This is a genomic window from Geothrix sp. (genome assembly GCF_049292215.1).
GTDB lineage: Bacteria > Acidobacteriota > Holophagae > Holophagales > Holophagaceae > Geothrix.
The window spans coordinates 94,285-116,827 of the sequence record NZ_JBATQW010000069.1; the positions used below are offsets into that span (position 1 = coordinate 94,285).

At 67.7% G+C, this 22,543-nt stretch carries 17 protein-coding genes and 1 pseudogene; 4 read left to right on the top strand and 14 right to left on the bottom strand.

Features of this window, described 5'->3' with window-relative positions; all coding sequences use genetic code 11:
* Window positions 1-534 (bottom strand): DUF1579 domain-containing protein, encoded by a 534-nt coding sequence (locus tag WAS25_RS11710; RefSeq protein ID WP_422312274.1) that lies wholly within the window; start codon window positions 532-534, stop codon window positions 1-3.
* 81 nt (window positions 535-615) lie between these two features.
* Here WAS25_RS11710 and gmk point away from each other — a divergent pair, with 81 nt between their 5' ends.
* The 4 genes from gmk to WAS25_RS11730 all read left to right on the top strand — a co-directional run bounded on the left by gmk (window position 616) and on the right by WAS25_RS11730 (window position 6,064).
* Entirely contained in the window at window positions 616-1,230 is a 615-nt protein-coding gene (gene gmk / locus WAS25_RS11715; protein ID WP_422312276.1) for a guanylate kinase, read from the top strand.
* Between the two features lie 65 nt (window positions 1,231-1,295).
* Window positions 1,296-2,876, top strand: a complete 1,581-nt coding sequence (locus tag WAS25_RS11720; protein WP_422312278.1) for a S41 family peptidase — start codon at window positions 1,296-1,298, stop codon at window positions 2,874-2,876.
* A 12-nt stretch (window positions 2,877-2,888) separates the two neighbouring features.
* Complete coding sequence (locus tag WAS25_RS11725) at window positions 2,889-4,046, top strand: acyl-CoA dehydrogenase family protein (RefSeq protein WP_422312280.1); 1,158 nt, start codon at window positions 2,889-2,891, stop codon at window positions 4,044-4,046.
* Window positions 4,047-4,057: 11 nt separating this feature from the next.
* On the top strand, window positions 4,058-6,064 hold the full coding sequence (locus WAS25_RS11730; RefSeq protein ID WP_422312282.1) for a prolyl oligopeptidase family serine peptidase: 2,007 nt from the start codon (window positions 4,058-4,060) through the stop codon (window positions 6,062-6,064).
* A 12-nt stretch (window positions 6,065-6,076) separates the two neighbouring features.
* Here the strand turns inward: WAS25_RS11730 and WAS25_RS11735 are convergent, their stop codons facing one another.
* From WAS25_RS11735 to WAS25_RS11795, 13 genes and pseudogenes are all read right to left on the bottom strand, one after another.
* A complete protein-coding gene (locus WAS25_RS11735; protein WP_422312284.1) occupies window positions 6,077-9,061 on the bottom strand; it encodes a discoidin domain-containing protein in 2,985 nt (994 codons plus the stop codon).
* Between the two features lie 218 nt (window positions 9,062-9,279).
* Entirely contained in the window at window positions 9,280-9,750 is a 471-nt protein-coding gene (folK, locus tag WAS25_RS11740; RefSeq protein WP_422312303.1) for a 2-amino-4-hydroxy-6-hydroxymethyldihydropteridine diphosphokinase, read from the bottom strand.
* A gap of 223 nt (window positions 9,751-9,973) precedes the next feature.
* Window positions 9,974-10,333, bottom strand: a complete 360-nt coding sequence (gene queF / locus WAS25_RS11745; protein ID WP_422312305.1) for a preQ(1) synthase — start codon at window positions 10,331-10,333, stop codon at window positions 9,974-9,976.
* 106 nt (window positions 10,334-10,439) lie between these two features.
* Complete coding sequence (locus WAS25_RS11750) at window positions 10,440-11,156, bottom strand: class I SAM-dependent methyltransferase (protein ID WP_422312285.1); 717 nt, start codon at window positions 11,154-11,156, stop codon at window positions 10,440-10,442.
* 31 nt (window positions 11,157-11,187) lie between these two features.
* Window positions 11,188-11,889 (bottom strand): 7-cyano-7-deazaguanine synthase QueC, encoded by a 702-nt coding sequence (queC, locus tag WAS25_RS11755; RefSeq protein WP_422312287.1) that lies wholly within the window; start codon window positions 11,887-11,889, stop codon window positions 11,188-11,190.
* A complete protein-coding gene (locus WAS25_RS11760) occupies window positions 11,882-12,586 on the bottom strand; it encodes a lysophospholipid acyltransferase family protein (protein ID WP_422312289.1) in 705 nt (234 codons plus the stop codon). The genes queC and WAS25_RS11760 overlap by 8 nt, the downstream gene beginning before the upstream one ends.
* On the bottom strand, window positions 12,586-13,422 hold the full coding sequence (locus tag WAS25_RS11765) for an Hsp33 family molecular chaperone HslO (RefSeq protein ID WP_422312291.1): 837 nt from the start codon (window positions 13,420-13,422) through the stop codon (window positions 12,586-12,588). The genes WAS25_RS11760 and WAS25_RS11765 overlap by 1 nt, the downstream gene beginning before the upstream one ends.
* A 2-nt stretch (window positions 13,423-13,424) precedes the next feature.
* Window positions 13,425-15,194, bottom strand: a complete 1,770-nt coding sequence (locus WAS25_RS11770) for a M2 family metallopeptidase (RefSeq protein ID WP_422312293.1) — start codon at window positions 15,192-15,194, stop codon at window positions 13,425-13,427.
* 69 nt (window positions 15,195-15,263) lie between these two features.
* Window positions 15,264-16,394 (bottom strand): putative sulfate/molybdate transporter, encoded by a 1,131-nt coding sequence (locus WAS25_RS11775; RefSeq protein WP_422312295.1) that lies wholly within the window; start codon window positions 16,392-16,394, stop codon window positions 15,264-15,266.
* An 81-nt stretch (window positions 16,395-16,475) separates the two neighbouring features.
* Window positions 16,476-18,005, bottom strand: coding sequence for an aminomethyl-transferring glycine dehydrogenase subunit GcvPB (gcvPB, locus tag WAS25_RS11780; RefSeq protein WP_422312297.1), 1,530 nt, complete (start codon window positions 18,003-18,005; stop codon window positions 16,476-16,478).
* Between the two features lie 10 nt (window positions 18,006-18,015).
* Window positions 18,016-19,368 carry an aminomethyl-transferring glycine dehydrogenase subunit GcvPA gene (gcvPA, locus tag WAS25_RS11785; protein WP_422312299.1) on the bottom strand — a complete coding sequence of 451 codons (1,353 nt, stop codon included), beginning with the start codon at window positions 19,366-19,368 and terminating at the stop codon, window positions 18,016-18,018.
* A gap of 207 nt (window positions 19,369-19,575) precedes the next feature.
* Window positions 19,576-22,299 carry a patatin-like phospholipase family protein gene (locus tag WAS25_RS11790; RefSeq protein ID WP_422312301.1) on the bottom strand — a complete coding sequence of 908 codons (2,724 nt, stop codon included), beginning with the start codon at window positions 22,297-22,299 and terminating at the stop codon, window positions 19,576-19,578.
* A pseudogene (locus tag WAS25_RS11795) lies at window positions 22,296-22,543 on the bottom strand (ribonuclease PH); the annotation flags it as partial. The pseudogene WAS25_RS11795 and the gene WAS25_RS11790, both read right to left, overlap by 4 nt.

The window sequence follows — 22,543 nt, forward strand, 5'->3', positions numbered from 1 at the left end:
CTACTTGGCCCGGACGTACTCCATGTCCATGACCTTCTTGAAGGTGCCGTCCTTCGCCTTCACGAACATCGTCATGGTGCGGTGGTCCCGGTCCACCTGGACGTGGACCTCTTTGTGGGTCGTGAGCCGGCCGGCTTCGTCATAGCCGTCGAAGAAGAGCGTCTGCTCCCGACAGTCCTGCGAGCAGGTCCCCTTGGTCACGGCCATCCAGGTGTCTGAGCTGTCCACCCAGCTCCCCACGTGGGCCTTCTGGCGGGCATCGTAGCCGAACAGGCCGTGGCCTTCGAAGACCTGGCCCATCATCTCGGCCTTCAGCTCGGTCTTGAGCCAGAGCCCACCCGCCACCAGGGTGTTCACCTCGGTCCCCTTGGACACCATGGGCGGCTTCCCGGGTTCCATGTACATCCGGGCCACGGCGGTCCAGGTCCCGACCATGTCCTTCATGGCCAGATGGTGGGCGGTGGGCTTGGGGAAGGGGCTTTCCTGGGCGGAAAGGGCCAGGATGCATCCGAGGGCGAGGACCTGAGCGCGCATGAAGACCTCCAGGCGCCCATGCTACGCCCGGGAAGCGGCGCCGCCAGGGCCCAATCCGTTAAAGTGGGGGAGGAGGGGCCCTTGATCCAGCATCCGGGAAATGTGTTCGTGGTCTCCGCGCCGTCGGGCGCGGGCAAGTCCACCCTCGCCCAGCGCCTGGTCGCCTCGCTACCGGACCTCGTCTTCTCCATCTCCTTCACCACGCGGAAACCCCGTCCCGGCGAGGTGGACGGCCGCGACTACTTCTTCATCGACGAGGCCCGCTTCGACGCCATTGTCCGCGAGGACGGCTTCGTGGAGTGGGTGCAGGTCTACGGCCACCGCTACGGCACGGGCCGGGACTGGCTCCAGCAGACCCTGGCCACGGGCCGGGATGTGCTGCTGGACATCGAGACCACCGGCGCCCGGAACCTGCGCGAGGCCATTCCCGATGCACGGATGATCTTCATCCTGCCCCCCTCGGCCGCCAGCCTGGAGCAGCGCCTGCGCAGCCGAGGCAAGGACTCGGACGAGCAGATCGCCATCCGGCTCAAGCACGCCCGCCACGAACTGGAGCAGTTCCCCGCCTACGACTACCTGGTAATGAATGACGACCTTGAGCTCGGCTACCGGCAGCTCGAGAGCATCATCCTGGCTACCCGGGCCAGTCGGGAACGCATGATGTCCATCGCGACACGGATCCTCCAGGGCTTCTGAACAAACCGCCATTCGCTCCCGGAACGGCCCGGGCGTATCCTGGAGGTTGTTTCCCCGGGAGCCTCATGGCCCGTTTCATCAAGCGCAACTGGATGTGGCTGGTCCTGACCGCCACCATCGCCGTGGCCGGCCCCCTCCTCGCCCGCTCCAGCGGCGAGACCGCCCGCCAGCGCAGCCTGGACACCCTCACCGAGATCATGGACCTGGTCCAGAAGCAGAGTCCCGAGCCCCCCGCGCCCCGGCAGCTGACCCACGCCACCATCCAGGGCATGCTGAACACCCTGGATCCCCATTCCAACTACATGGACGAGAGCGAGTTCCGCCTGCTGCGCGAGGAGCAGAAGGGCTCCTTCTTCGGCATCGGCGCCATCATCCAGCAGCACGACCAGGGCATCGCCATCATCAGCCCCATGAAGGGTGGCCCGGCCGAGCGCCTGGGCGTGCGCTCCGGCGACATCATCAAGGAGATCGACGGCACCAGCACCGAGGGCATGACCTCCAACGCCGCCCTCCAGAAGCTGCGGGGCGAGAAGGGCACCATCGTGGAGCTCGCCGTCCACCGTTCGGGCATCGCCGAGTTCCTGCGCTTCTCCATCCCCCGGGCCGAGGTGCCCACCAACAGCGTCTACTACAGCTTCATGCTGAACCCCACCACGGGCTTCATCCTCATCAAGGACTTCGGCGAGACCACGGCCGACGAGTTCGAGCGGGCCGTGGCCACCCTGAAGAAGCAGGGGATGAAGCAGCTCATCCTCGACCTGCGGGGCAACGGCGGCGGCGTGCTGGATGCGGCCATCGGCATCTGCCGGCAACTGCTGGGACCCGATCAGCTCATCGTCAGCCAGAAGGGTCGCGACGGGCGCGAGGAGAACCAGACCCGCAGCAGCAAGGGCGCCCAGCTGGACCCCTTCCCCTTGGTCATCCTCATCAACCGCGGCTCGGCCAGCGCCAGCGAGATCGTCACCGGTGCCGTGCAGGATCATGACCGCGGCTTGGTCGTGGGCCAGACCAGCTGGGGCAAGGGCCTGGTCCAGAGCGTGCTGACCATCAGCCGCTCACGGGGACTCGCCCTCACCACCGCCCGCTACTACACCCCCTCGGGACGAAGCATCCAGCGGGACTACACCCACGGCCTGGACGACTACTACAACCCGGAGGACGAGAAGGACGCCAAGCCCCAGGGCCCGGCCTTCAAGACGGACCTCGGCCGGACTGTTTACGGGGGCGGCGGCATCAACCCCGACTACCCCATGCCCACCCTCCGCTTCAACGAGTTCATGGTGGACCTGCGCTTCCGCCACCAGGCCTTCTTCCGCTTCGCGGTCCACGAGAAGGAGCACTTCGGCGTCAAACCCGGCCAGCACGCCGATGACGTGGTCATGGCTCGGTTCCGCGCCTGGGCCCTGGAGCAGAAGCTGACGGTGGGCGACAAGGACTGGGACGCCAACCTCGCCACCATGCAGGAGCAGATTTCCATCGAGCTGCAGAACGTGGCCTTCGGCATCGAGGCGGGCTTCAAGATCCAGTGCGAGAAGGATCCCGTCATCCTCAAGGCCCTGGACGTGATGCCGGAGGCCGAGGCGCTGCTGCAGAAGAAGCAGCTGCTCCAGCGCGCCAAGCCCACCACGGTCGCCACCCTCCGCTGATCCGAGGTCCCCATGGACGTCACGCTGCCTGAGCACGTCGAAGCCCTGCGCCAGGAGGTCCGCAAGTTCGCCGAGAAGGAAATCCGCCCCCATGTCATGGCCTGGGACGAGGCCAAGACCTTCCCCTTGGACGTGGTGAAGCAGCTGGGCGCGATGGGCATGATGGGCGTCATCTTCCCCGAGCAGTACGGCGGTGCCGGCATGGGCTACCTGGAATACGCCGTGGTGGTCGAGGAGCTCTCCCGCGTGGATGGCAGCGTCGGCATCACCGTGGCGGCCCACAACAGCCTCTGCAGCAACCACATCTACAGCATGGGCGACGAGCGCCAGAAGCAGGCCTACCTGGTGCCCCTGGCCAGCGGCAGGGCCATCGGCGCCTGGGGGCTCACCGAGCCCGGCTCCGGCAGCGATGCGGGCTCACTCCGCACCACGGCCAAGAAGGAGGGCTCCCACTACGTCCTGAACGGCACCAAGACCTTCATCACCCACGGCACCGTGGGCGACCTCTTCGTGGTCATGGCCCGCACCCGTCCGCCCCAGCCCGGGCACAGCAGCGCCGACGGCATCAGCGCGTTCGTGCTGGAGAAGGGCATGAACGGCTTCCGGGCCGGTAAGCAGGAGAACAAGCTGGGCCTCCGCGCCAGCGACACCTCCGAGCTGATCATGGAGGATGTCAAAGTCCCCGAGGCCAACCTGCTGGGCGACGACGGTGTGGGCTTCAAGCAGGCCATGAAGACCCTCGACGGTGGCCGCATCAGCATCGGCGCGCTGGGCCTGGGCATGGCGCAGGGCGCCTTCGAGGAGGCCGTTCGCTACAGCAAGATCCGCCACACCTTCGGCAGGCCCCTGGCCGACCACCAGGGCATCCAGTTCAAGCTGGCGGACATGGGCACCGAGATCGAGGCCGCCCGCCTGCTCATCTACCGCGCCGCGGGCCTCAAGGACGCGGGCCTGCCCTACGCCAAGGCCGCCAGCATGGCCAAGCTCTACAGCTCCGAGGTGGCCTGCCGCGTCGCCGACCAGGCCGTGCAGATCCTCGGCGGCTACGGCTACATCAAGGACTACCCGGTGGAGAAGTACTACCGGGATGTGAAGCTCTGCACCATCGGCGAGGGCACCAGCGAGATCCAGCGGATGGTCATCGCCCGGTACCTGCAGTCGGAATACTGACGGGAGATTCCATGCGCACCGCCCTCCTCCTCACGGCCTCCGTAACCCTGCTTGCCTCACGCCCACTGCAGGTGGACGACCTCTTCAAGGTGAAGAAGGTCGCCGATCCCCAGTTGAGCGCCGCCGGCGCCCTGGCCTACCAGGTGGGCACCGTCGACTTCGCCGCCAACAAGACCGTGAACCGCCTCTGGTTCAAAGCTGATGGCACCGTAGCGAAGGAGCTGGACCTGGGCGGCGGCAGCCAGACCCGGCCCCGCTTCAGCCCCGACGGGAAGAAGCTCGCCTACCAGTCCGGCGGCCAGGTCTGGATCGTGGACCTCGGCACCCGGGAGAAGCACCAGCTCACCAAGCTCAGCGGCGGCGCCGAGGGCCAGACCTGGAGTCCCGATGGCAAGTGGATCGCCTTCCTCAGCACCACCGTCCCCAGCGGCAACGAGGCCGAGAACGCCGCCTACCTGAAGGCCAAGGAGGCCTCCAAGGTCTCGGGCCGCCTCTACACCACCCTCACCTACCGCCACTGGAACGCGTGGAAGGATGCGAAGCAGGTGAGCCACCTCTTCGTGGTGCCCGCCGATGGCAGCGCCGCGCCGCGGGACCTCACCGCGGGCTTCACCACGGACGTGCCCAACTATGCCGGTGTCTCCGCCGGGGATGGCTACGCCTGGGCGCCGGACAGCCGGGCCCTGGCCTTCGAATCCCACCCGGACCAGCCCAAGGCCACCACCACCAATGGCGAGATCTACGAAGTGGCGCTCACCGGCGGACCGGCGCGAAAGCTGACGGACAACCCGGCCATGGACAACTCGCCCCGCTACTCGCCGGACGGGAAGCACCTGGCCTGGCGCGCCCAGCGTCGGGAGGGCTTCGAGGCCGACAAGTGGGAGCTCTGGGTCATGGACCGCGCCACCGGCAAGGTCGTGCGCACCACGGCCGACTTCGACCAGAGCTTCGGCGACTACCAGTGGCAGGAGGGCGACCTCGTGGGCACTTCCGAGCGGCAGGGCCACACGGACCTCTTCCGCTGGGATGGCAAGACCGTCCAGCGTCTCAGTACCGACCTGCACATCGAGGGCTTTGCCCTGGCCAAGGACCAGGCGGTGGTGACGTCCACCAGCCTCACCACGCCGCCGGATCTCTTCACCCTGGATCTGAAGACCGGCAAGGTCGTTCGCGCCTCGAAGCACAACGAGGCCTTGGCCACGGAGCTGGGCCTCAACAAGGGCGAGGATCTCTGGGTGGACACCGTTCCCGTGGAGGGCAAGGCCACCAAGACCCACGCCTTCATCGTCAAGCCCGTGGGCTACGACCCCGCCAAGACCTACCCGGTGGCCTTCGTCATCCACGGCGGCCCCCAGGGCGCCTGGGCCGATGCCTGGCATCCCCGGTGGAACGCCCAGGCCTGGGCCAGCCGCGGCTTCCTCACCGTGCTGCCCAATCCCCGCGGCTCCACAGGCTTCGGGCAGGCCTACTGTGATGCCATCAGCGGTGACTGGAACGGCGCCGTCATGACCGACCTCATGAAGACCCTGGACGCCGTCCTCAAGCAGTTTCCCAACGCCGATCCCAAGCGCGTCATTGCCGCCGGGGGCAGCTACGGCGGCTACGCCGTGAACTGGATTGCCGGTCACCATGCCGAGCGTTTTGCGGCCCTCGTGACCCACGCCAGCATCTTCAACACCGAGTCCATGCAGTTGGGCACCGAGGAGCTGTGGTTCCCCCACTGGGAGTTCAAGGGCTGGCCCTGGGAGAGCGCCGATACCAAGGCCCGCTGGCAGGCCCAGAGCCCCAGCAGCGCCATCGCGAAGATGACCAAGCCCATGCTCGTCATCCACGGCGAGCTGGACTACCGCGTGCCCGTCACCGAGGCCTTCCAGCTCTACAACACCCTCCAGGTGCGCGGCGTCCCCAGCCAGCTGCTCTACTTCCCCGACGAGGCCCACTTCGTCGCCAAGCCCCAGAACAGCAAGCTCTGGTACGAGACCGTGCTGGGCTGGTGCGAGAAGTGGACGAAGCCCTGACGTGACCTGACCTCAGTCCACCGTCCAATACACGTCATCGAACTCAAGGGTGGCCGGGCCGTCCCCGGCGATCATGAAGAGGATGGCGACGGCGCTGAGATCGGAGTTGACGAAGTCCGCGGCAGGGATCAGAAGCTCGTGGTACTGCCCGTCCCTCACCAGGCCATAGGGGTCCGCCCCGTTCTTGAACTTGATCCAGGACTCGCGCACCGCCGTGCCCCCGGGGCTCTTGAGGCCGAGCTTGAAGTCCGAGGTGACACTGGCGGGGACCTTCAGGGCGATGTGGAGGTGCCCCTTGGCGAAGGCGCTCAGGTCGTGGAGCTTCGTGGGGGTGAAGCCCAGGCCGTACCACTGGGCAGTCGGGGCGGTGAAGGCCTGGCCGGTGGTCCCTTCGAAAGGAGTGCCCGGAGTCAAGGTCCCATTCGCCTTGTTCCAGAGCAACAGACCACCCTCGGTGGCTGGGTTGAAGGAGCCCGCATCGCAGACCCGGTCGGTGTAGATGCCGAAGCGGCTGCCCACCGGGCGCCTGAGGTTCTCGGGGGCATTCTCGGACCAGTAGATTTCGTCGAACTCGTAGACCTGACCCGGGGTGACAAGCAGGCCGTTGGTGTCATCGCTGGCGACCATGAAGAACTGCCGCACGTCCGTGAAGTCCGCATTCCCGAACCGGGTCATGGGGATGGCCACCCGGTGCCACTGGCCGTCGCGAACAAACCCATAGGGATCCGACCCCTTGATGAAGCTCACCCAGGCATCGCCGTCGTTGCCTCCGTTGAGCCCCACCTTGAAGGCGTCGCTGGAGGTGGTCTTGAGGGAGAAGTTCAGGTAGCCGCCGGCGTAGTTGAGCAGGTTGCGACGCCTCGTCACGGCATAGCCGCACCCGAACCAGGAGGTGTCGTTGGTCCTCACGGCGAGGCTCGTGGCGCCGGCGCTGGGGGTTCCCGTCACGGTCGTGAGGTTGTTCCACAGGTTGAGGGCCATGCCCGTGGTGGGATCAATGGAGACATCGCATGGCGTGCCATCCGCCAGGATGCCCAGGGTCCCGTGGGGCTGAGAGGCCGCCTTGTCCTCCACCGTCGAGCCGGGAGTCGAGTAGACGCGGACGTAGTCCACGACCATCTTCTGCGGCATGGGGCCGTCCACCTGGCTGGGCGAGGTCATGCCGAAGCCCGGCGAGCCCACGGCGAGGTTGAGGATGATGTAGAAGCCGTGCTGCTTCAGCTCAGATGTGCTGGGACCAGAGATGTCCATGGTCCAGTACTCGACCCCGTCGATCTTCCCCCGCAGATACTGCTCGTCCCAGACCAGCTCGTAGTCATGGAAGTCTGCGGAAAGCTTGGTGGGGTTGGCATAGGTCACCCCGTTCATGAGGTGCTGGGAGGAGCTCTCGTCCCACCAGTGGGCCGTGGCGAAGACCGCATTGTCCCCTCGCCCCACGGCGCCGCAGAACATCTCGGCGATGTCGATCTCGCCGCACATGGGCCAGGCCTCCATCCGGTCCCCCAGGAGCCAGAAGGCGGGCCACATCCGGTTGCCCTCCGGCATCTTGATGCGTGCCACGAAGCGGCCCTGGTTGAAGCTGTACTTGCCGCGGGTCACCAGACGGGCGGAGGTAAAGGGCCAGCCACCCCAGTCCTGGCGGCGGGCCGTGATGACCAGGGCACCATTCTCGATGGCGGCGTTGTCCTTGGAGCTGGTGTAGTACTCCCACTCGCCGTTGCCCCAGCCGTAGAGGGGACCGGGATTGGTGGGGCCGTTGCCCAGGTCGAAGGCCCACTTGGATGGGTCGATGTCGGGGCCCGTGAACTCGTCGCTCCAGACCAGGCCGCCGGTGGTGCCGAAGGTGGCGCTGATGCTGTGGGGGGCCTGGACATTGGTGAAGGTGTAGCTGCCCACCGCGCCGACGCTCACGCCATCCACCGTGACGCCGGTGATGGCGAAGCCGCTGGCCGGGGACAGAGTGAAGGTCTGACTGGCGCCCTGGGTGACGGGCACCACGCCGGCGGGGCTGATGGTGCCATTGGGACCCGCACTGGCCGTGACATTGAACACCGCCGGCACTCTGAAGGTCGCGCTCAGGGTGTGGTCACCCTGCACATGGGCGAAGGTGTAGGCGGGAACCGCCCCGAGACTGATGCCGTCCACCGTGACGGTGTCCACGGTGTAGCCGCTGTCGGCGGTGATGGTGAAGGTCTGGCTGCCGCCGGGAAGGACGGACACGGCCCCCGAGGGGCTGACGCTGCCATGGGCCCCGGCGGTGGCCGTGAGGGTGCAGGGGACGGCGTGGTAGACCTCGAACTCGAAGAGCGAATACCCGTAGGCCGTCCCCCGGCTCGTGCCGCGCATCCGAATGTAACGGGCCGCCGTACGGGTGAAGCTGAGGTCCTCCACGCCACCGAGGCCACTGGCCTGGGTGAAGACCGTGGTCCAAGCCGAGCCGTCCGTGGAGGCTTCGAGGTGGTAGCTCCTCCCATAGGCGGCCTCCCAGCGCAGGATCACGCGGTTGAAGGTTCGTAACGAGCCCAGGTCGATGGCGATCCACTCTGCGCCCGTGAAGGCGGAGGACCAGCGGGTACCGGGCAGGCCGTCCACGGCCAGGGAGGCCGGGAGAGCAGCGTTTTCGGTGGAACTGGCGGTGGCGGGCCGGCCCAGGGCCAGATTCACGTTCGCGGGATGGATGCCGAGGGAGGCGGCGTCACTGACGAGGCTGCCCGCCGCATTCGACACGGTCACGGAGTAGGTCCCGGCATCCGTGGTCAGGACTGCAGGGAGGGTCAAGGTGGGAGCATCTGAACCCACGGCCGTGGCGCCCTTCCTCCACTGGTAGTGGAGCGGGGCCGAGCCTGTGGCGACAACGGTGAAGGTCGCAGGCAGCCCCAGGTCCACGGTCTGACTGGCGGGCTGGCTGGTGATGGCGGGCGCCGTGGCGGATGAGGTGACATCTTTGTTGCCGCCTCCGCAGGCGAGGCCAGTGGCAACCCACGCAAGGAGCGTCATGAACCAGACCAGGTGACGCACCCTCGCCCGCACCGGGCGAGAGCCAGGGTAACCGGGAGCAATGGGGTGGATCGATGTTCGCAAACCCACAGAGGCTCCTCGGCCCCTGCCCATGCGAGGCGCGGGTCCAGAATGTGGCGGCGGGGTGGGGGTTGATATAGCCAAATTTCGCAAGGCGAAGGGCATTTTTCGGTCGCCCTTCGCTTCACAACCCTGCCTCAACCCTGCGGAATCACTCCGCCGCAGGCACCCGGGTCGGACAGCGCCCGCCAGGGTTCCAGCACAAAGGGGCGGCTGAAGGCGCGGGGGTGCGGCAGTTCCAGGCTCAGCGTGGGGCCCAGCACGCCCAGGTCCTCCGGCGCGTCCCAGGTCCAGCGGCCCGGCGGGCCATCCGTGGTGATGAGATCCAGGTCCAGGGTGCGGGGCGCGTTCCTACCCGCGTTGCGGTCTCGGCCCGCCACCAGTTCCAGACGCAACAGGGATTCCAGCAAGCGGCAGGGATCGGGTTCCCCCACCACCAGGATCGCCACCGTGTTGAGGTAGGCGGGACCGCGACCGGATTCATCCGGCGTCTCCATCACCAGGGGCGAGGGCACCACCGTACCCAGCGTGCGCAGGGCCACCAAGCCGGAGTCCAGGTGCGCTCGGCGATCGCCGAGGTTCGAGCCGAGGGCGATGACCGCTTTCACGAGGAACAAGCTTCCACTTGAACCACCGAGGAACACCGATGAACACCGAAAAGGACAGGATTGGCTTGGTACAGGCTTGGCCCAACCCGCAGGAACCAGCTCTCTGGGAGCCTAGGGGCCCTCTCTCTTTTCTTATCAGCAGTTGATCGGTGTTCATCGGTGTTCATCGGTGGCTTCCAGATCTTTTGCCTTCTGGCTTGATTCCGACAGGTTTCATCGGTGGCTAATGCTTCTTCCCGTGTTCGGCCACGACCAGGGTCCGGATGCCGCCGCGGATGAGGAAGTCGCCCTCGACGCGCATCCACTGGGGCTGGAGGGCCTTCACCAGGTCGTCGAGGATCTGGTTGGTGACGGCCTCATGGAAGGCGCCCTGGTCGCGGAAGCTCCAGAGGTAGAGCTTGAGCGACTTCGATTCCACGCAGAGCTGGTCGGGCTGGTAGAGGATGCGCAGCTTGGCGAAGTCCGGCTGACCCGTCAGGGGGCAGAGGCAGGTGAACTCCTCGGTCTCGAACGTGATGGTGAAGGGGCGTCCCGGCCGGGGGCTTTCGAAGGTATCGAGATGGCCCGTGGGCCGTGTCACCACGAACTTGGGCAGGGGGTTGGGCAGGGAGGCCTTGGGGCTCTTCTTGGTGGGCATGGTGGATCCAGGTGAGGGGCCGAAGCGGGAGGGCCCCGTCCAGGGTACCCCCTCAGGGCTTGCGCACCACCGTGTTGAGCAGGGTCTCCTCCCGCTCCGTGGGCACCTTCATCCCGAACCACTCGAGGGCGCCGAGGTCCCAGCGGCTCCACCAGAGGTAGGGCGTCTGGACGCGGTCGGGCCGCACCTCGAAGCCCGCCCTACGGAGCATGTCCAGGTACTGGGGGGCGGTGCGTTGCACGTGCATGGGATGGCGGAAGAGGGGGCGGATGATCCAGCTGCGGATGTAGCGCCGGGTGGACTCCGCCAGCAGCAGGTGTCCGCCGGGCTTCAGGACCCGGAACATCTCCGCGAGGGCCCGCTCCTGGCCCACGATGTGATGCAGAGACTGGTGGCAGAAGACCAGGTCCACAGAGGCATCCGGCAGATCCATGGCCTCGGCGTGAGTGCGGTGGACGGTCACTGGTACGGGGCAGGCTGCGAGGCTGGCCTGAGCCTTGGCGGGAAACGCCGGGTCGGGATCCAGGGCGTGGATGCACTCTGGCTGGAACCGCGTTGCCAGGGCCCCCAGGGAGTGCCCCAGGCCGGTGCCGATGTCCAGGATGGTGCCGCCGGTGGGCAGGTCCGGCGCCAGGGCCTGGAGGCTGTCCAGGGCCACGCCCATGACATGAATCCGCCAGACGTCGGTGGACAGAAACCACACGCCGAAACGCGTCTCTGGCACGAAGGCCAGGGGCTTGGTAGAGGGGGTTTCGGCGGTGGTGGACATGGGCGGCTCGGTCATGGGGGGCAGTGCCACGCTAACGCGGGGCGAGGCCGGGCGGAAGGTAGGCGTAGGGGATGGGATCGGCGAAGCCCGCCTCTCTGAAGCCGCGGAGCCGCAGGTGGCAGGAGTCGCAGTGGCCGCAGGCTTCCAACTCGCCCTGGTAGCAGGACCAGCTGAGGTGTAGCGGCGCCCCCAGCTCCCGGCCCTTGAGGACGATCTCGGCCTTGCGGAAGTGGATGAGCGGGGCGTGGAAGGCGAGCTGGGTCTCGGGCCTGGTGCCCAGGTTGGCGGTCTGCTCGAAGCTCTTGAGGAAGGCCTCGCGGCAGTCCGGGTAGCCGCTGCTGTCCTCCTCCACGAAACCCACGAAGATGGCCCGGGCGCCCAGCACCTCGGCCCAGCTCACGCAGGTGGCCAGCAGGTGCGCGTTGCGGAAGGGCACGTAGCTCACGGGCACGCCGGCCCGCTCGGGATCACCCTCGGGCAGGGCGATGCGGTCGTCCGTGAGGGCCGAGCCGCCGATGGCCTTCAGGGTGTCGAAGCCGATGACGAGGCGGCGGTGGTCCGGCACGCCGTAGAAGTCCGCGATATCGCGAAAGGCCTGCTTTTCGCGCTCTTGAGTGCGCTGGCCGTAGTCCGCATGCAGGAGGGCCAGCTCGTAGCCCTGGTCCTTGGCGATGGCAGCGGTGACGCAGCTGTCCATGCCGCCCGAGAGGGAGACGACGGCGAGCTCAGGCATGGTTGATCCCCTCGGCCCACGCTTCCAGTTCATCCATATCTCGCTGAAGGCGCATGCCTTCAGCGCCATCCTCTGCCTTCGGCGGCACCTTGTACGGCGTGCCGTACTTGATCAAACAGGTCGCAAACGGGTAGGGGATCACCATGCGGTCCCAGGTCTTCAGCTCGAAGCACCGGTCATAGGCCAGAGTGACGGGAATGATCCAGGCGCCGGTCTTGCGGGCCAGGGCGATGGTGCCGGGCTTCAGCGTCATGAGCGGCCCCCGGGGGCCGTCCGGCGTGATGCCGAAGTCCCACCCCTGCTTCACGGCCTGGATCATGCGCACCAGGGCCTTGGCGCCATCGTCGCTGGCGGTGCCGCGCACGGCGTGGATGCCAAACCAGCGCCAGGTGGCGGCGCTGCGCTCGCCATCCTTGCTGTCGCTGGAGAGGATGGCCACGCCCCGTCCCTTCCGCTGGAAGGGATAGGCCAGCGGCATCATGAAGAGGCGCCGGTGCCAGAAGCTGAGGATGAACCGTTCGTCCCGCACAACCACATCCTCCACCGCTCCGAAGCCCTCGCGCCGCACCCGCAGGGTGTAGGACCAGAGCTTGGTCAGCCCGGCCACAAGGAAGGGCACCACGCGGAAGTTCAGCCACACCGAGAGTGGCGAGCCCAGCGGGCGACCGCGGTCGGCGATGGCCACCCGCACGGCCATCAGGCCTGCCCCGGCAGCAGGTCGCCGCGGGTGATGGGGTACAGCCTGCCGCAGTAGTCGCAGCGGACCTCCAGTGGGCTCTCGTCGTGGAAGAGGTCCGCCTTCTGCGCCGCAGAGAACCCGCGCAGGGTCTCCAGCAGGGTCTCGCGGGTGCAGCGGCAGCGGTAGGTGAGGTCCATGGCGGCCAGTTCCTCGGTGCCCTCGCCCTGGGAGACCCAGGAGGCCAGGAACTCCGGCGTGCGCTCCCAGTGGGGCACCACCTCGAGGCCCTCGATGGCCTGCACCAGCCGCGCGACGCGGGCCGGGGGGCAGTCCGGCAGCAGCTCCACCAGCAGGCCGCCGGCCTCGCCGGTACTCGAATCGCACCAGAGGGTGAGGCTCGCCTGGATCTGCTCGGAGTTCTGGAGGTAGTGCTCCACCTGCACCTGGATGCCGCCCTCCACCAGCTCCAGGTTACCGATGTAGGGCGCGCCCGCGGGATTGGAGCGCATCACCTGCAGCACCCCCGGCGCCTGAATCCAGCGCTCGGCCTTCGCATCGCCCAGGTCCAGCACGCCGCGGATGGTGCCGTCGGGCCAGCAGTCCGCCACCACGGCCCTGGCGCGGCCCGAGCCCTTGACCAGCAGCTGGAGGCGCTCCTCGAAGACCGTGCGGCCCTGGAGCAGGGCCGTGGCAGACAGCAGCTCCGTGAGGCAGGCGCAGGCCTCGGGATCCAGGTGTGGGTGGCCCCGGCGGACGCCATCCCAGAGGGGACTGGCATCCAGCGAAGACAGGCGGATGTGCCGGTCCTTCGTGAGGGCCTTGATGACCCGGGCCTGGTGGATCCCGTCTTCCATGCTCAATCCCAGCCGATCTGGCGGCCCTGATTCTGCTGCTCCAGCCAGGTCATCAGGGGTTTGAAGTAGTCCATCATGGCCCGCGTGGAGAGGTCTTCGCCCGTGGCGTCCCTCAGCACCTTGCGCCAGTCTTCGGTGGCCCCCTTGGCGAGGATGGTCTTGAGGAAGGCGCCCACCTCCTTGTGGCCGGCGTAGTTGGTGGCGCGGGGATCCTGGTGGAGGATCTTGCGGGCGATGTGGTCGTGCAGCTGGAACTTGAAGACCGTGGCCCAGCCGTAGCTGTAGTAGTAGGCAGGGTTGTCGTTGATGTGGGTCTTGGTGGCGGGGTCGCAGAACTGCTCGCCGCGGGGGCTGGGGGGCTCCACGCCCTGGAGGTCGTGCACCCGCTTCCACCAGCGCGAGTTCAGCTCGCCGGCGGGCATGCCCTTGGCGTAGAAGTCGGCCTCCCACTCGGGCATGGTGCCACAGGCCCAGAACATGAAGGGAATGGCCGTCTCCAGGGCGTCGTTCAGGAGCACCTGCATCTGGTCCACCTTGTAGTCGGCGGGCAGGACTCCGGCGGCCTTCAGGTAGGGAATCTGCCGGGTGGCCAGGGCCACGAGCTCGCCGATGCCCTCGTGGAAGCTGGGATTGGCGCCATCGCGCAGGAGCGGCGGCACATTGGGGTTGGTGTAGCACATGAAGTAGTAGCCGTGACCCAGCTCGTGGTGGGCGGTCTCGAACCACTGGCTGTTGGCCTCCACGCTCATGAGGCTGCGGATGTCGCTCTCCAGGTCCAGGTGGTTGCAGAAGGCGTGGCTGTTCTTCTTCCGCGTCTCACCGGGCTTCACGGGATAGAGGTCGGACTTCACCCAGAACGAGGCGGGCAGCGGATCGAAGCCCAGCCCTGTGTAGAAGGCCTCCGCGGTCTTCACGATTCGCTCGGGCTGCCAGCCCTTGAAGTGGGGATCGAAGTCCACGGCCGTCACGAAGCCGGTCCAGTTCTGGCTCCAGCGGTTGTTGATCCAGTGGGCGGGGATGGCCTTGGGCACGGGCTGGCCATACTTCCTGGCCATCTCGTACTTCACCCAGGTGTGCAACTGCAGGTAGAGGGGCCTCAGCTCCGCCAGGAACTTCCGGTTGAAGGCCATCATCTCGTCGGCGCTCAGGTCGTACTTGGCCACCTGGAGGGTGAAGTAGTCGGGATAGCCCAGGGCCTGGGCGCAGCCGTTGCGGAGGTCGCGCAGCTTCAGCAGGCCCTCCTTCAGGGCCGGACCGTTCTCCTTGGACACCTCCCACACCTTGCGCCGTTCGGCCAGGTTGTCGCTCTTGGCCAGGATCGTGTCGATCTGGTTTGCCGAGATCGGCTTGCCGTCCAGCTTCCAGACGAAGCCGTTCAGGGTGCTGGTCTGGGCCGTCTCCGCGGCCACCCGCGCCGCCACCAGCTCCGGCTTCGTCATGGGCCCTTCGGCGGCGTTCAGCAGCACGCGCTCCAGCTGACGGACAGTGACCTCCTTCAGCTCCTTGCGGTGCTGCAGCAGCTCCCGGGCCTCGGTGATGACCGCAGGGTTGCCATTAAAGGCGGCATAGGCCTTCCCCGCCCACTCCGCCGCGGCGTCGTGCTCCGGCTTCACATCGGAAGCCGCCTTCCAGATGGCCTGCTGGGCCACGTAGGTGAGCGACTGGTAGCCGGCGTTCACCAGCTTCAGGAAGCGGTCGGCCCGGTCCTGCACCGGGGCCGCCATCTGGGCCACCAGGGGCACACTGAGGATCAGGGCTGGGGTGAGGCGCATGGCAGCTCCAGAAAACGTTCTATTGTGACTTCGGACAGGATGGTGGGGGAGCAGGAATGCCTCTGGAGGTCAGGCTTCGCGGCGGGCCGTCAGCAGAGCGGCGGCCGTGCCCAGCAGGACGCCCACAAGGTAGCCCAGGGCGATGCATCCCGCCGCCGTGAGGAGCAGGATGCCGAAGTCCGAGGCCTTCCGCGAGGCCTCCGCCAGGGAGATGCCGCTGAAGACCAGCATCACGCCCAGGAGCGTCTGCGGAAAGGCCAGGGCCAGGGCCATGAGGCTGGAGCCGAACAGCACCGCCACGAGCAGCTTGGCGGCCCCGAGCATGAGGATGGAGCCCTGCGTGCGCGCTCCGAAGGCCTCCTGCCCGGCAAGCCCCCCGGCGCCGTGGCACATGGGCATGCCCCCGAACCAGCCCGTTAGCAGGTTCATGGCCCCCACACTGATGGCCACCTTCTTCTCCGAGGGCGCCCGGTCCGGGTGCAGGTCCCGCGCCAGGGCGCATACGGCCACCACGGAGTTGAGCAGGGTCAGGGGAATCTGGGGCAACGCCGCCTTGGTGAAGGCCACCCACCAGTCATGCGGAGGGATGGATATCCAGTGAGGGAGGTGGAAGCCGATCCGGAGGCTGTGGAACGCATCGGGGGACTTGAACAGGGCCAGCGCGGCACCACCGGCGAAGATCACCAGGGCCACGGGGACGCGTCGCGAACCGATGAACCACCAGCCGAAGAGGGCCGCCGGCAGGGCCAGCCACCAGCGCTCCGGGCCAGGGGCCCCGGCCATCTGCAGCCCCTTCAGGGCGAGGGACAGGCCCAGGCCCAGCTGCATGCCGCGCACGACGGAATCCGGGATCAGGCGGCCCAGGCGGTCCGCCCAGCCCAACCAGCCCAGCACCAGCACCACGGCGCTCACAATCATGCCTGCGGCGAGGATCTGCGGCACCGTGAGGCCCTGCGTCAGGGCCACCGCCGCGATGGCCTTCATGGGCTGCACCGCCATGGGGATCGCGAAGGCCAGGCCCGTCAGCAGGTTCAGCAGGCCCGCGAAGAAGAGCGCCGTACCCAGGTCGAGCCCGTTCTGCCGTGCCATGCCCAGTACCAGCGGGAGGAAGGTGCCCAGATCCCCGAGAGAGCCTGAGGCCTCATGCGCACCGAAGCGCGCCATCGCCATGCGTTCCCGGAATCGCCGCCAGATGGGCATTGAAGGATCTCCTGCACCAGCATGCCATTCCATGACGCAGAAAAGCGGGCCGTCAAGCCCGCTTTTCTGCTCGAGGTGGGACTAGGCTTTGACCCACCGCAGCACCGGCTTGCGCGCGGCAGTGGTCTCGTCCATACGGCGCAGGGGCGCGAGGGTCGGGGCCTGGTGCAGGGCGTCGGGGTTCTCCTCGGCCTCCTTGGCAATGGCGAGCATGGTGTCGCAGAAAGCGTCCAGCTCGTCCTTGCCCTCGCTTTCCGTGGGCTCGATCATGAGCGCACCCGGCACGATCAGCGGGAAGTAGATCGTGGGCGGGTGGTAGCCGTGGTCGATGAGGCGCTTGGCAATGTCCAGCGTGTGCACGTCGTGCTTGGCCTGGATGGTGTCGCTGAAGACCACCTCGTGCAGGGTGGGCGAGTCGATGTGCAGGGCGTAGGCGCCCTTCAGCCGCGTGCGGATGTAGTTGGCGTTGACGATGGCCCGCAGGGTCGCGGCCTTCAGGCCGTCGGAGCCGTGGCTCAGGCAGTAGGTGAGGGCCCGCACCAGGATGCCGAAGTTGCCGTAGAAGGTGTGGACCTTGCCGATGCTCTGGGGCTGGTCCCAATCCATACGGTAGCTGTGCTTCGGCACTTCGCCCTCGCCCACCTTCACGGTCTCCCTGACCACCACAGGCACGGGCAGGAAGGGCAGGAGGTTCGCACCGCAGCAGACAGGACCCGCGCCGGGGCCGCCGCCGCCGTGGGGCGTGGACATGGTCTTGTGGAGGTTCAGATGCATGACGTCCACGCCAAAGTCGCCGGGCCGCGCCACGCCGACCAGCGCGTTCATGTTGGCGCCGTCCATGTAGACCAGGGCATCCACGCTGTGCAGGAGGTCGCTGACCTCCTTGAAGCGGTACTCGAAGACACCGATGGTGTTGGGGTTGGTGATCATGGCGCCGGCGATCTCGCTGCCCAGCTCGCTCACAAGGGTTCTCAGGCCCTTGCGCACCTTGCCGTTCACGGGATCGGTCACGTCGTCGAAGCTGATGGTGCCATCGGGACCGGACGGCAGCTCCACCACATCGTAGCCCGCCATGGCCGCGGTGGCAGGGTTGGTGCCGTGACCGCTGTCCGGGATGAGGATCACCCGGCGCTTGGCGCCCTTGGCCACGTGGTAGGCCCGAATGAGCATGACGCCCGTGAGCTCGCCGGCGGCGCCGGCGCTGGGCTGCAGGGTGACGCCTGGCAGACCCGTGATCTCCTTCAGCCACTCCTGCAGGGTGTAGAGGAGCTCCAGGTTGCCCTGGACGAGGGCATCCGGCGCCATGGGGTGGCTGTCTGTGAAGCCCGGCAGCCCGGCGACCTTTTCATTCAGCCGCGGGTTGTGCTTCATGGTGCAGCTGCCCAGCGGATACATGCCGTCATCCACGCCGTAGTTCCACTTGGAGAGGCGGGTGAAGTGGCGGATGACCTCCACTTCGCTCAGCTCGGGCAGGGCGGCGAAGCCGCCGCGCTTCAGGTGGGCGGGGCGGGTGTCCTGGGCCCTGGGCACATCGAGCCTGGGCAGGTCCATGCCCCGCTTGCCGGGGACGGAGCGTTCGAAGGAGAGGGGTTCGCGCTGACGAAGGAACATGGCTCTCTCCTCAAACCGTGGCAGGGACGCGGGCCAGGATCTCGACGAGGCTCTCGATCATCTGGCGGGTGTGGAGTTCCGTGGCGCACCAGAGGATGCAGCCCGCGTATTCGGGATAGAAGCGGCCCAGGTCCAGGCCCGGCAGCAGGCTCTCCTTCAGGCAGGCCTCCTGCAGGGCCGCGTAGTCGCCGGTGTAGCGCAGCACGAACTCGTTGAAGAAGGGCTGGTCGAACATCGGCTCCATGTCCGGCAGCTCCAGCAGGCGCTGGCGCAGATACTGGGCCTTGGCGGCGTTCTGCTCGGCGAGGCCCTTGAGCCCTTCGGGCCCGGCTAGGTGCATGAAGATGTTGGCGCGCAGGGCCACGAGGCCCTGGTTCGAGCAGATGTTGCTGGTGGCCTTGTCGCGGCGGATGTGCTGCTCGCGGGCGGTGAGGGTCAGCACGTAGCCGGTTTCGCCGTTCAGGTCCTTGGTCTGGCCCACCACGCGGCCGGGGATCTCGCGCTTGTGGGCGTCCTTAACGGCCAGGAAGCCCAGGAAGGGTCCCCCGAAGTTGGGCTTGTTGCCCAGCGACATCGCCTCGCCGCAGGCCATGTCGGCACCCACGTTGCCGGGGGCCTCGAACCAGCCGAAGGCGAAGGCCTCCTGTGTGACGCTGATCAGCAGGGCGCCGGCGGCGTGGACGGGACCGGCCAGAGCCGAGAGGTCCTCCACCGCGCCCAGGAAGTTGGGGTAGCCCACCATCACCGCGGCCACATCGCCATTCAGCTTCGCCTGCAGGTCGGCCAGGTCAGTGACGCCATCCTTCAATCCGACTTCCACCAGGTGCAGGTCCTCGTGCGGGTCGAAGTTGGTCTTGAGCACGTCGCGGTACATGGGGTGCAGGCCACGGCTGATCAGCACCGTGTGGCGCTTCTTCGCCACGCGCACGGCCATGAGGGCTGCCTCCACGCAGGCCGTGCCGCCGTCGTAGAGGCTGGCATTGGTGACTTCGAGGCCGGTCAGGTCACAGATGAGCGTCTGGTACTCGAAGATGTGCTGCAGGGTGCCCTGGCTGATCTCGGGCTGGTAGGGCGTGTAGGCCGTGAACCACTCCTGGCGGCTGATCATGGCGTCGATGGCCGAGGGCACGAAGTGGTCGTAGGCCCCAGCGCCCAGGAACTGCGCGCAGAAGCGCATGTTCTTGTTGGCCAGGCCCATCATCTGCCAGGCCACCTCCTGCTCGGAGCCCTGGGTGGGCAGGTCCAGCTCCCGCCCCAGGCGCAGCGGCTCCGGAATGCCCACCAGCAGCGCCTCGGCGTCCGGGACGCCGATGGTGTCCAGGAGGGCACGATCCTCGACAGGGGAAGAGGGCAGGTAGCGCATGGCGGCCTCGGCAAAGAGCGTTGAAAACCAACGCTCCAGGGTATCAGGCGCCCCCGGATGAAACCCTTGTGGATCGGGTCACAGGCCCTACCACCACAGACCGCTCACTGCCTAAAGGCTGAGGCGCTAGGTCGAGCGCGGGCCTTCCCGGAGTGCATCAAAGCGAGGCCCGGGGGTGTGCGCGCAGCGGAGAACCCCCGGACAGCATCAATGCCGCTTCCAGAGGTCGAAGGGCTGGGTGCCGATCAGGACATTGAAGCTGCCCACGGCCCGGCCGCCGTCCTGGGGGGTGCGGACCTTCAGGAAGCCGTAGGAAAGCTCCACGTAGAAATTAGACAGGGTCGTGCGCAGCAGCAACCCCGTGCCCTGCGCCCGGTAATCGACCTCGGGCTTGAGCAGGGCCGAGGCATCCGGGGCCACCCAGGCCAGGTCGAAGCGGGGCGTCAGCTCCACCGTGAGGCCCAGGCCCAGGTAGAGTCTCAGGGGCAGGCCGACGCGCACCGCCGCGAAATGGGGTGCCATGAAGCCCAGGGAGCGGGAGCCGATGACGAAGGAGGGTCCCCCCAGCACCCACCACCGGTCCATGGGCAGCCGGCGCCCCTGGCCCCACTCCGTGTCCAGGTCGAGGCCCACGTGCTCGCCAAGGGAGGTGAGGCCCCGGGCCCGGAAGTAGCTCTGCTGGAAGGTGGCGGCAGGCAGTTCGCCCGCGCGGGCCTGCCCCGTGCCGAACCGCGCCCGCAGCAGGAGGCCGTCTCGCGGCATGGTGTGCCGGTCGAAGTTGTCCCATTCGCCGGAGAGGAAAGCCGTGTCCTGGCTCTGGGTGCGGCGCAGACCGTCCTCCCGGAAGGCGGCGTTACGGCGACCGAGATCGAGGCTGACCTTGCCGGTGCCCAGGTTGCTGAAGCGGAAAAAGGTCTTGAGCATCAGATCGGAGGCGCTGATCCGGGCCCCCAGTCCATCGCCCGGAAGCTCCGGCCCCACCCACGGCAGGGGCATCTCCAGCCGCTGCTGCCAGTAGTCCGCCACCACCTCGACACCAGTGCCGGGCGAGAAACCGAAGGGGCTGCCGAGGGTCAGCGTGGCCCGCTCCTGCAGCCGGTTCCGGGCCGCACTCAGCTGCAGCTCCGTGCCCCTGAAACCGAGGTCCACGGCCCGGTAGGCCAGGCCCACCTGACCACCCAGGGTGGTTTCGTAGCCCAGGGACAGGTCCAGCCGCTCCCGCTGCTGGGGCACGGGGATGAGGGTGATGGCCGTGCCCCCCAGACCGTTCGGCCGAAGCTGGTAGCGCAGCTCCGCGAGGTGGAGCCGGTGCTCCGCCAGGGCCACGCGCTTCTGCAGATCCGTCGGGCGGAAGGGACGCCCCTTCAGCTCGCCGAGCAGCCGCAGGAGCTGGACTTCCTCCACCGGCTGACCGGCGGGTGAGCGGGCCTCGACCTTGGTGATGAAAGGTTCGTCGATGCTGATCAGGAGGTGCCCGGTCTGAGGCTCGAACATGGAACCCCGGGCATCCACGAGGGGCCCGCCTTCCATGAGGAAGCGGTAGACCAGGTGGCCCATCATCCGGCCGAACACCTGCGGGTTGAAGGGCTCCCCCACCTTTAGCGTAGTGGCCACCGCGCTCTGGATGGCGGCCCGCCAGCTCTCGGGCGCCTGCACCTCCATGGAGCGGATCGCCGGGAAGGGTCGTAGGTGGATGGTGAGGACGCGGCCCGGATCTACCGTGGCCCAGGCCTCCTGGGCCAGCCCATGGACGAGCACCTGCTGGAGCAGGATCTGGGCGTCCTGGAGGGGGATGCCGTCGGGTCCGGGCTTCAGGCTGGTCGCCAGGAGGCCGGCCAGGGCCGGGCTCAGCCCGCCGGGGCACTCGAAGGTCACCTCCGTCGCGTCGAGGCGTTCCTGGCTCAGGCGACCGCGCATCAGCTCCCGCAGGGCCTCCCGGCGGGCATCGAAGCCCTCCCGGCCCTGACGGACCAGCTTGGCGGCATCAGAGCCATACTCCATGAAATTGGCGTTCCGGATGTCGGGGCTGATCACGAAGTCCGCCGCCTTGCGGCTTTCCCACTGGCGGCGCTCCACCACCAGGTCCAGGCTGCGGGAGGCCACGGACAGGATGTTGGTGGCGGGGCGGTGCTCGAGGGGCGAGCTGGTGTCCACGGCGATGACCAAGTCGGGGCGGAAGGCCTCCCTGGCCGTGCTGACGGGGATGTTCTCCACCAGGGCCCCGTCCACATACTGCTGGCCGTCGATGATCACCGGGCGAAACGCGCCGGGAATGGACATGGAGGCGCGGACCGCTTCCACCAGGTCGCCCCGCCCGAAGACCCGCCCCTGCCCCGTCTCCAGGTTGGTGGCCAGGATTCGGAGGGGACGTTGAAGCCGGTCAAAGTCGCCGCCGGAGAAATAGGAACCCCGAGCCAGCAGGCCCTGCAGGGTGTGCTGGATCTCCACGCCACTGCGGAGGCCCTGGGCCAGGGAGAGCCGGCCCTGGTGGCGCTCAATGGAGAGGAAAGTGTCGTTCCGGTTCTCCTGCTCACCCAGGGTCTCCCCGGGGTTGCGCCACAGCGGCTCCAGGAACGCACGGGTCAGGTCCAGGCGGTTGAACAGGTCCTCGATCTCCTTCGCCGAGAAGCCGCTGGCGTAGAGGGAGCCCACCAGGGCACCGGCGCTGGTGCCGGTAACGCTGTCGAGGGGGAAGCCCACCTCCTCGAAGCGTTGGAGGACGCCGATGTGCGCCAGGCCCCGGGCGCCGCCGCCGCTGAGGGCCACCGCCACCCGGGGCATCCCAGGAATGGTCACCCGGGGGGTGAAGCGGAACACCATGTCCGCGGGCTGGACCTCCACGTCGATGCGGCGGGGCGTCGCTGTGGTCGGCGGAGGAGTCTGGCCCGCCAGCAGGACGGAAAGCCCGATCGCCAGCAGGATGGGTTTCATCCGAGGGCCGCCCCCTGCGCGTCCATGAGCGCCGCGCAGCCGGCCAAGCCCAGGTCCAGCAGCCCAGTCGCTTCGGCCCGACTGAAGGCCCGGCCCTCGCCCGTGCCCTGGAACTCCACCAGCTCGAGCGCGCCGCCCAGGGTGGGGCGGGCCGCAACCAGGTTGCAGTCCACGGCGGCCAGGTGGTCCTCCTCGTACTCCAGGTCGAGCACCATGCCCCGGCGGCCCTCGCCCGTTTCCACAA

Bases quoted from the DNA above. Each gene is read 5' to 3' on its own strand.
- WAS25_RS11720 (WP_422312278.1), top strand. From the start codon at position 1,296: ATGGCCCGTTTCATCAAGCGCAACTGGATGTGGCTGGTCCTGACCGCC.
- queC (WP_422312287.1), bottom strand. From the start codon at position 11,889: ATGCCTGAGCTCGCCGTCGTCTCCCTCTCGGGCGGCATGGACAGCTGC.
- WAS25_RS11750 (WP_422312285.1), bottom strand. From the start codon at position 11,156: ATGTCCACCACCGCCGAAACCCCCTCTACCAAGCCCCTGGCCTTCGTG.
- gcvPA (WP_422312299.1), bottom strand. From the start codon at position 19,368: ATGCGCTACCTGCCCTCTTCCCCTGTCGAGGATCGTGCCCTCCTGGAC.
- gcvPB (WP_422312297.1), bottom strand. From the start codon at position 18,005: ATGTTCCTTCGTCAGCGCGAACCCCTCTCCTTCGAACGCTCCGTCCCC.
- WAS25_RS11725 (WP_422312280.1), top strand. From the start codon at position 2,889: ATGGACGTCACGCTGCCTGAGCACGTCGAAGCCCTGCGCCAGGAGGTC.
- WAS25_RS11765 (WP_422312291.1), bottom strand. From the start codon at position 13,422: ATGGAAGACGGGATCCACCAGGCCCGGGTCATCAAGGCCCTCACGAAG.
- WAS25_RS11710 (WP_422312274.1), bottom strand. From the start codon at position 534: ATGCGCGCTCAGGTCCTCGCCCTCGGATGCATCCTGGCCCTTTCCGCC.
- WAS25_RS11790 (WP_422312301.1), bottom strand. From the start codon at position 22,299: ATGAAACCCATCCTGCTGGCGATCGGGCTTTCCGTCCTGCTGGCGGGC.
- WAS25_RS11770 (WP_422312293.1), bottom strand. From the start codon at position 15,194: ATGCGCCTCACCCCAGCCCTGATCCTCAGTGTGCCCCTGGTGGCCCAG.
- WAS25_RS11760 (WP_422312289.1), bottom strand. From the start codon at position 12,586: ATGGCCGTGCGGGTGGCCATCGCCGACCGCGGTCGCCCGCTGGGCTCG.
- WAS25_RS11730 (WP_422312282.1), top strand. From the start codon at position 4,058: ATGCGCACCGCCCTCCTCCTCACGGCCTCCGTAACCCTGCTTGCCTCA.
- WAS25_RS11775 (WP_422312295.1), bottom strand. From the start codon at position 16,394: ATGCCCATCTGGCGGCGATTCCGGGAACGCATGGCGATGGCGCGCTTC.
- WAS25_RS11735 (WP_422312284.1), bottom strand. From the start codon at position 9,061: ATGACGCTCCTTGCGTGGGTTGCCACTGGCCTCGCCTGCGGAGGCGGC.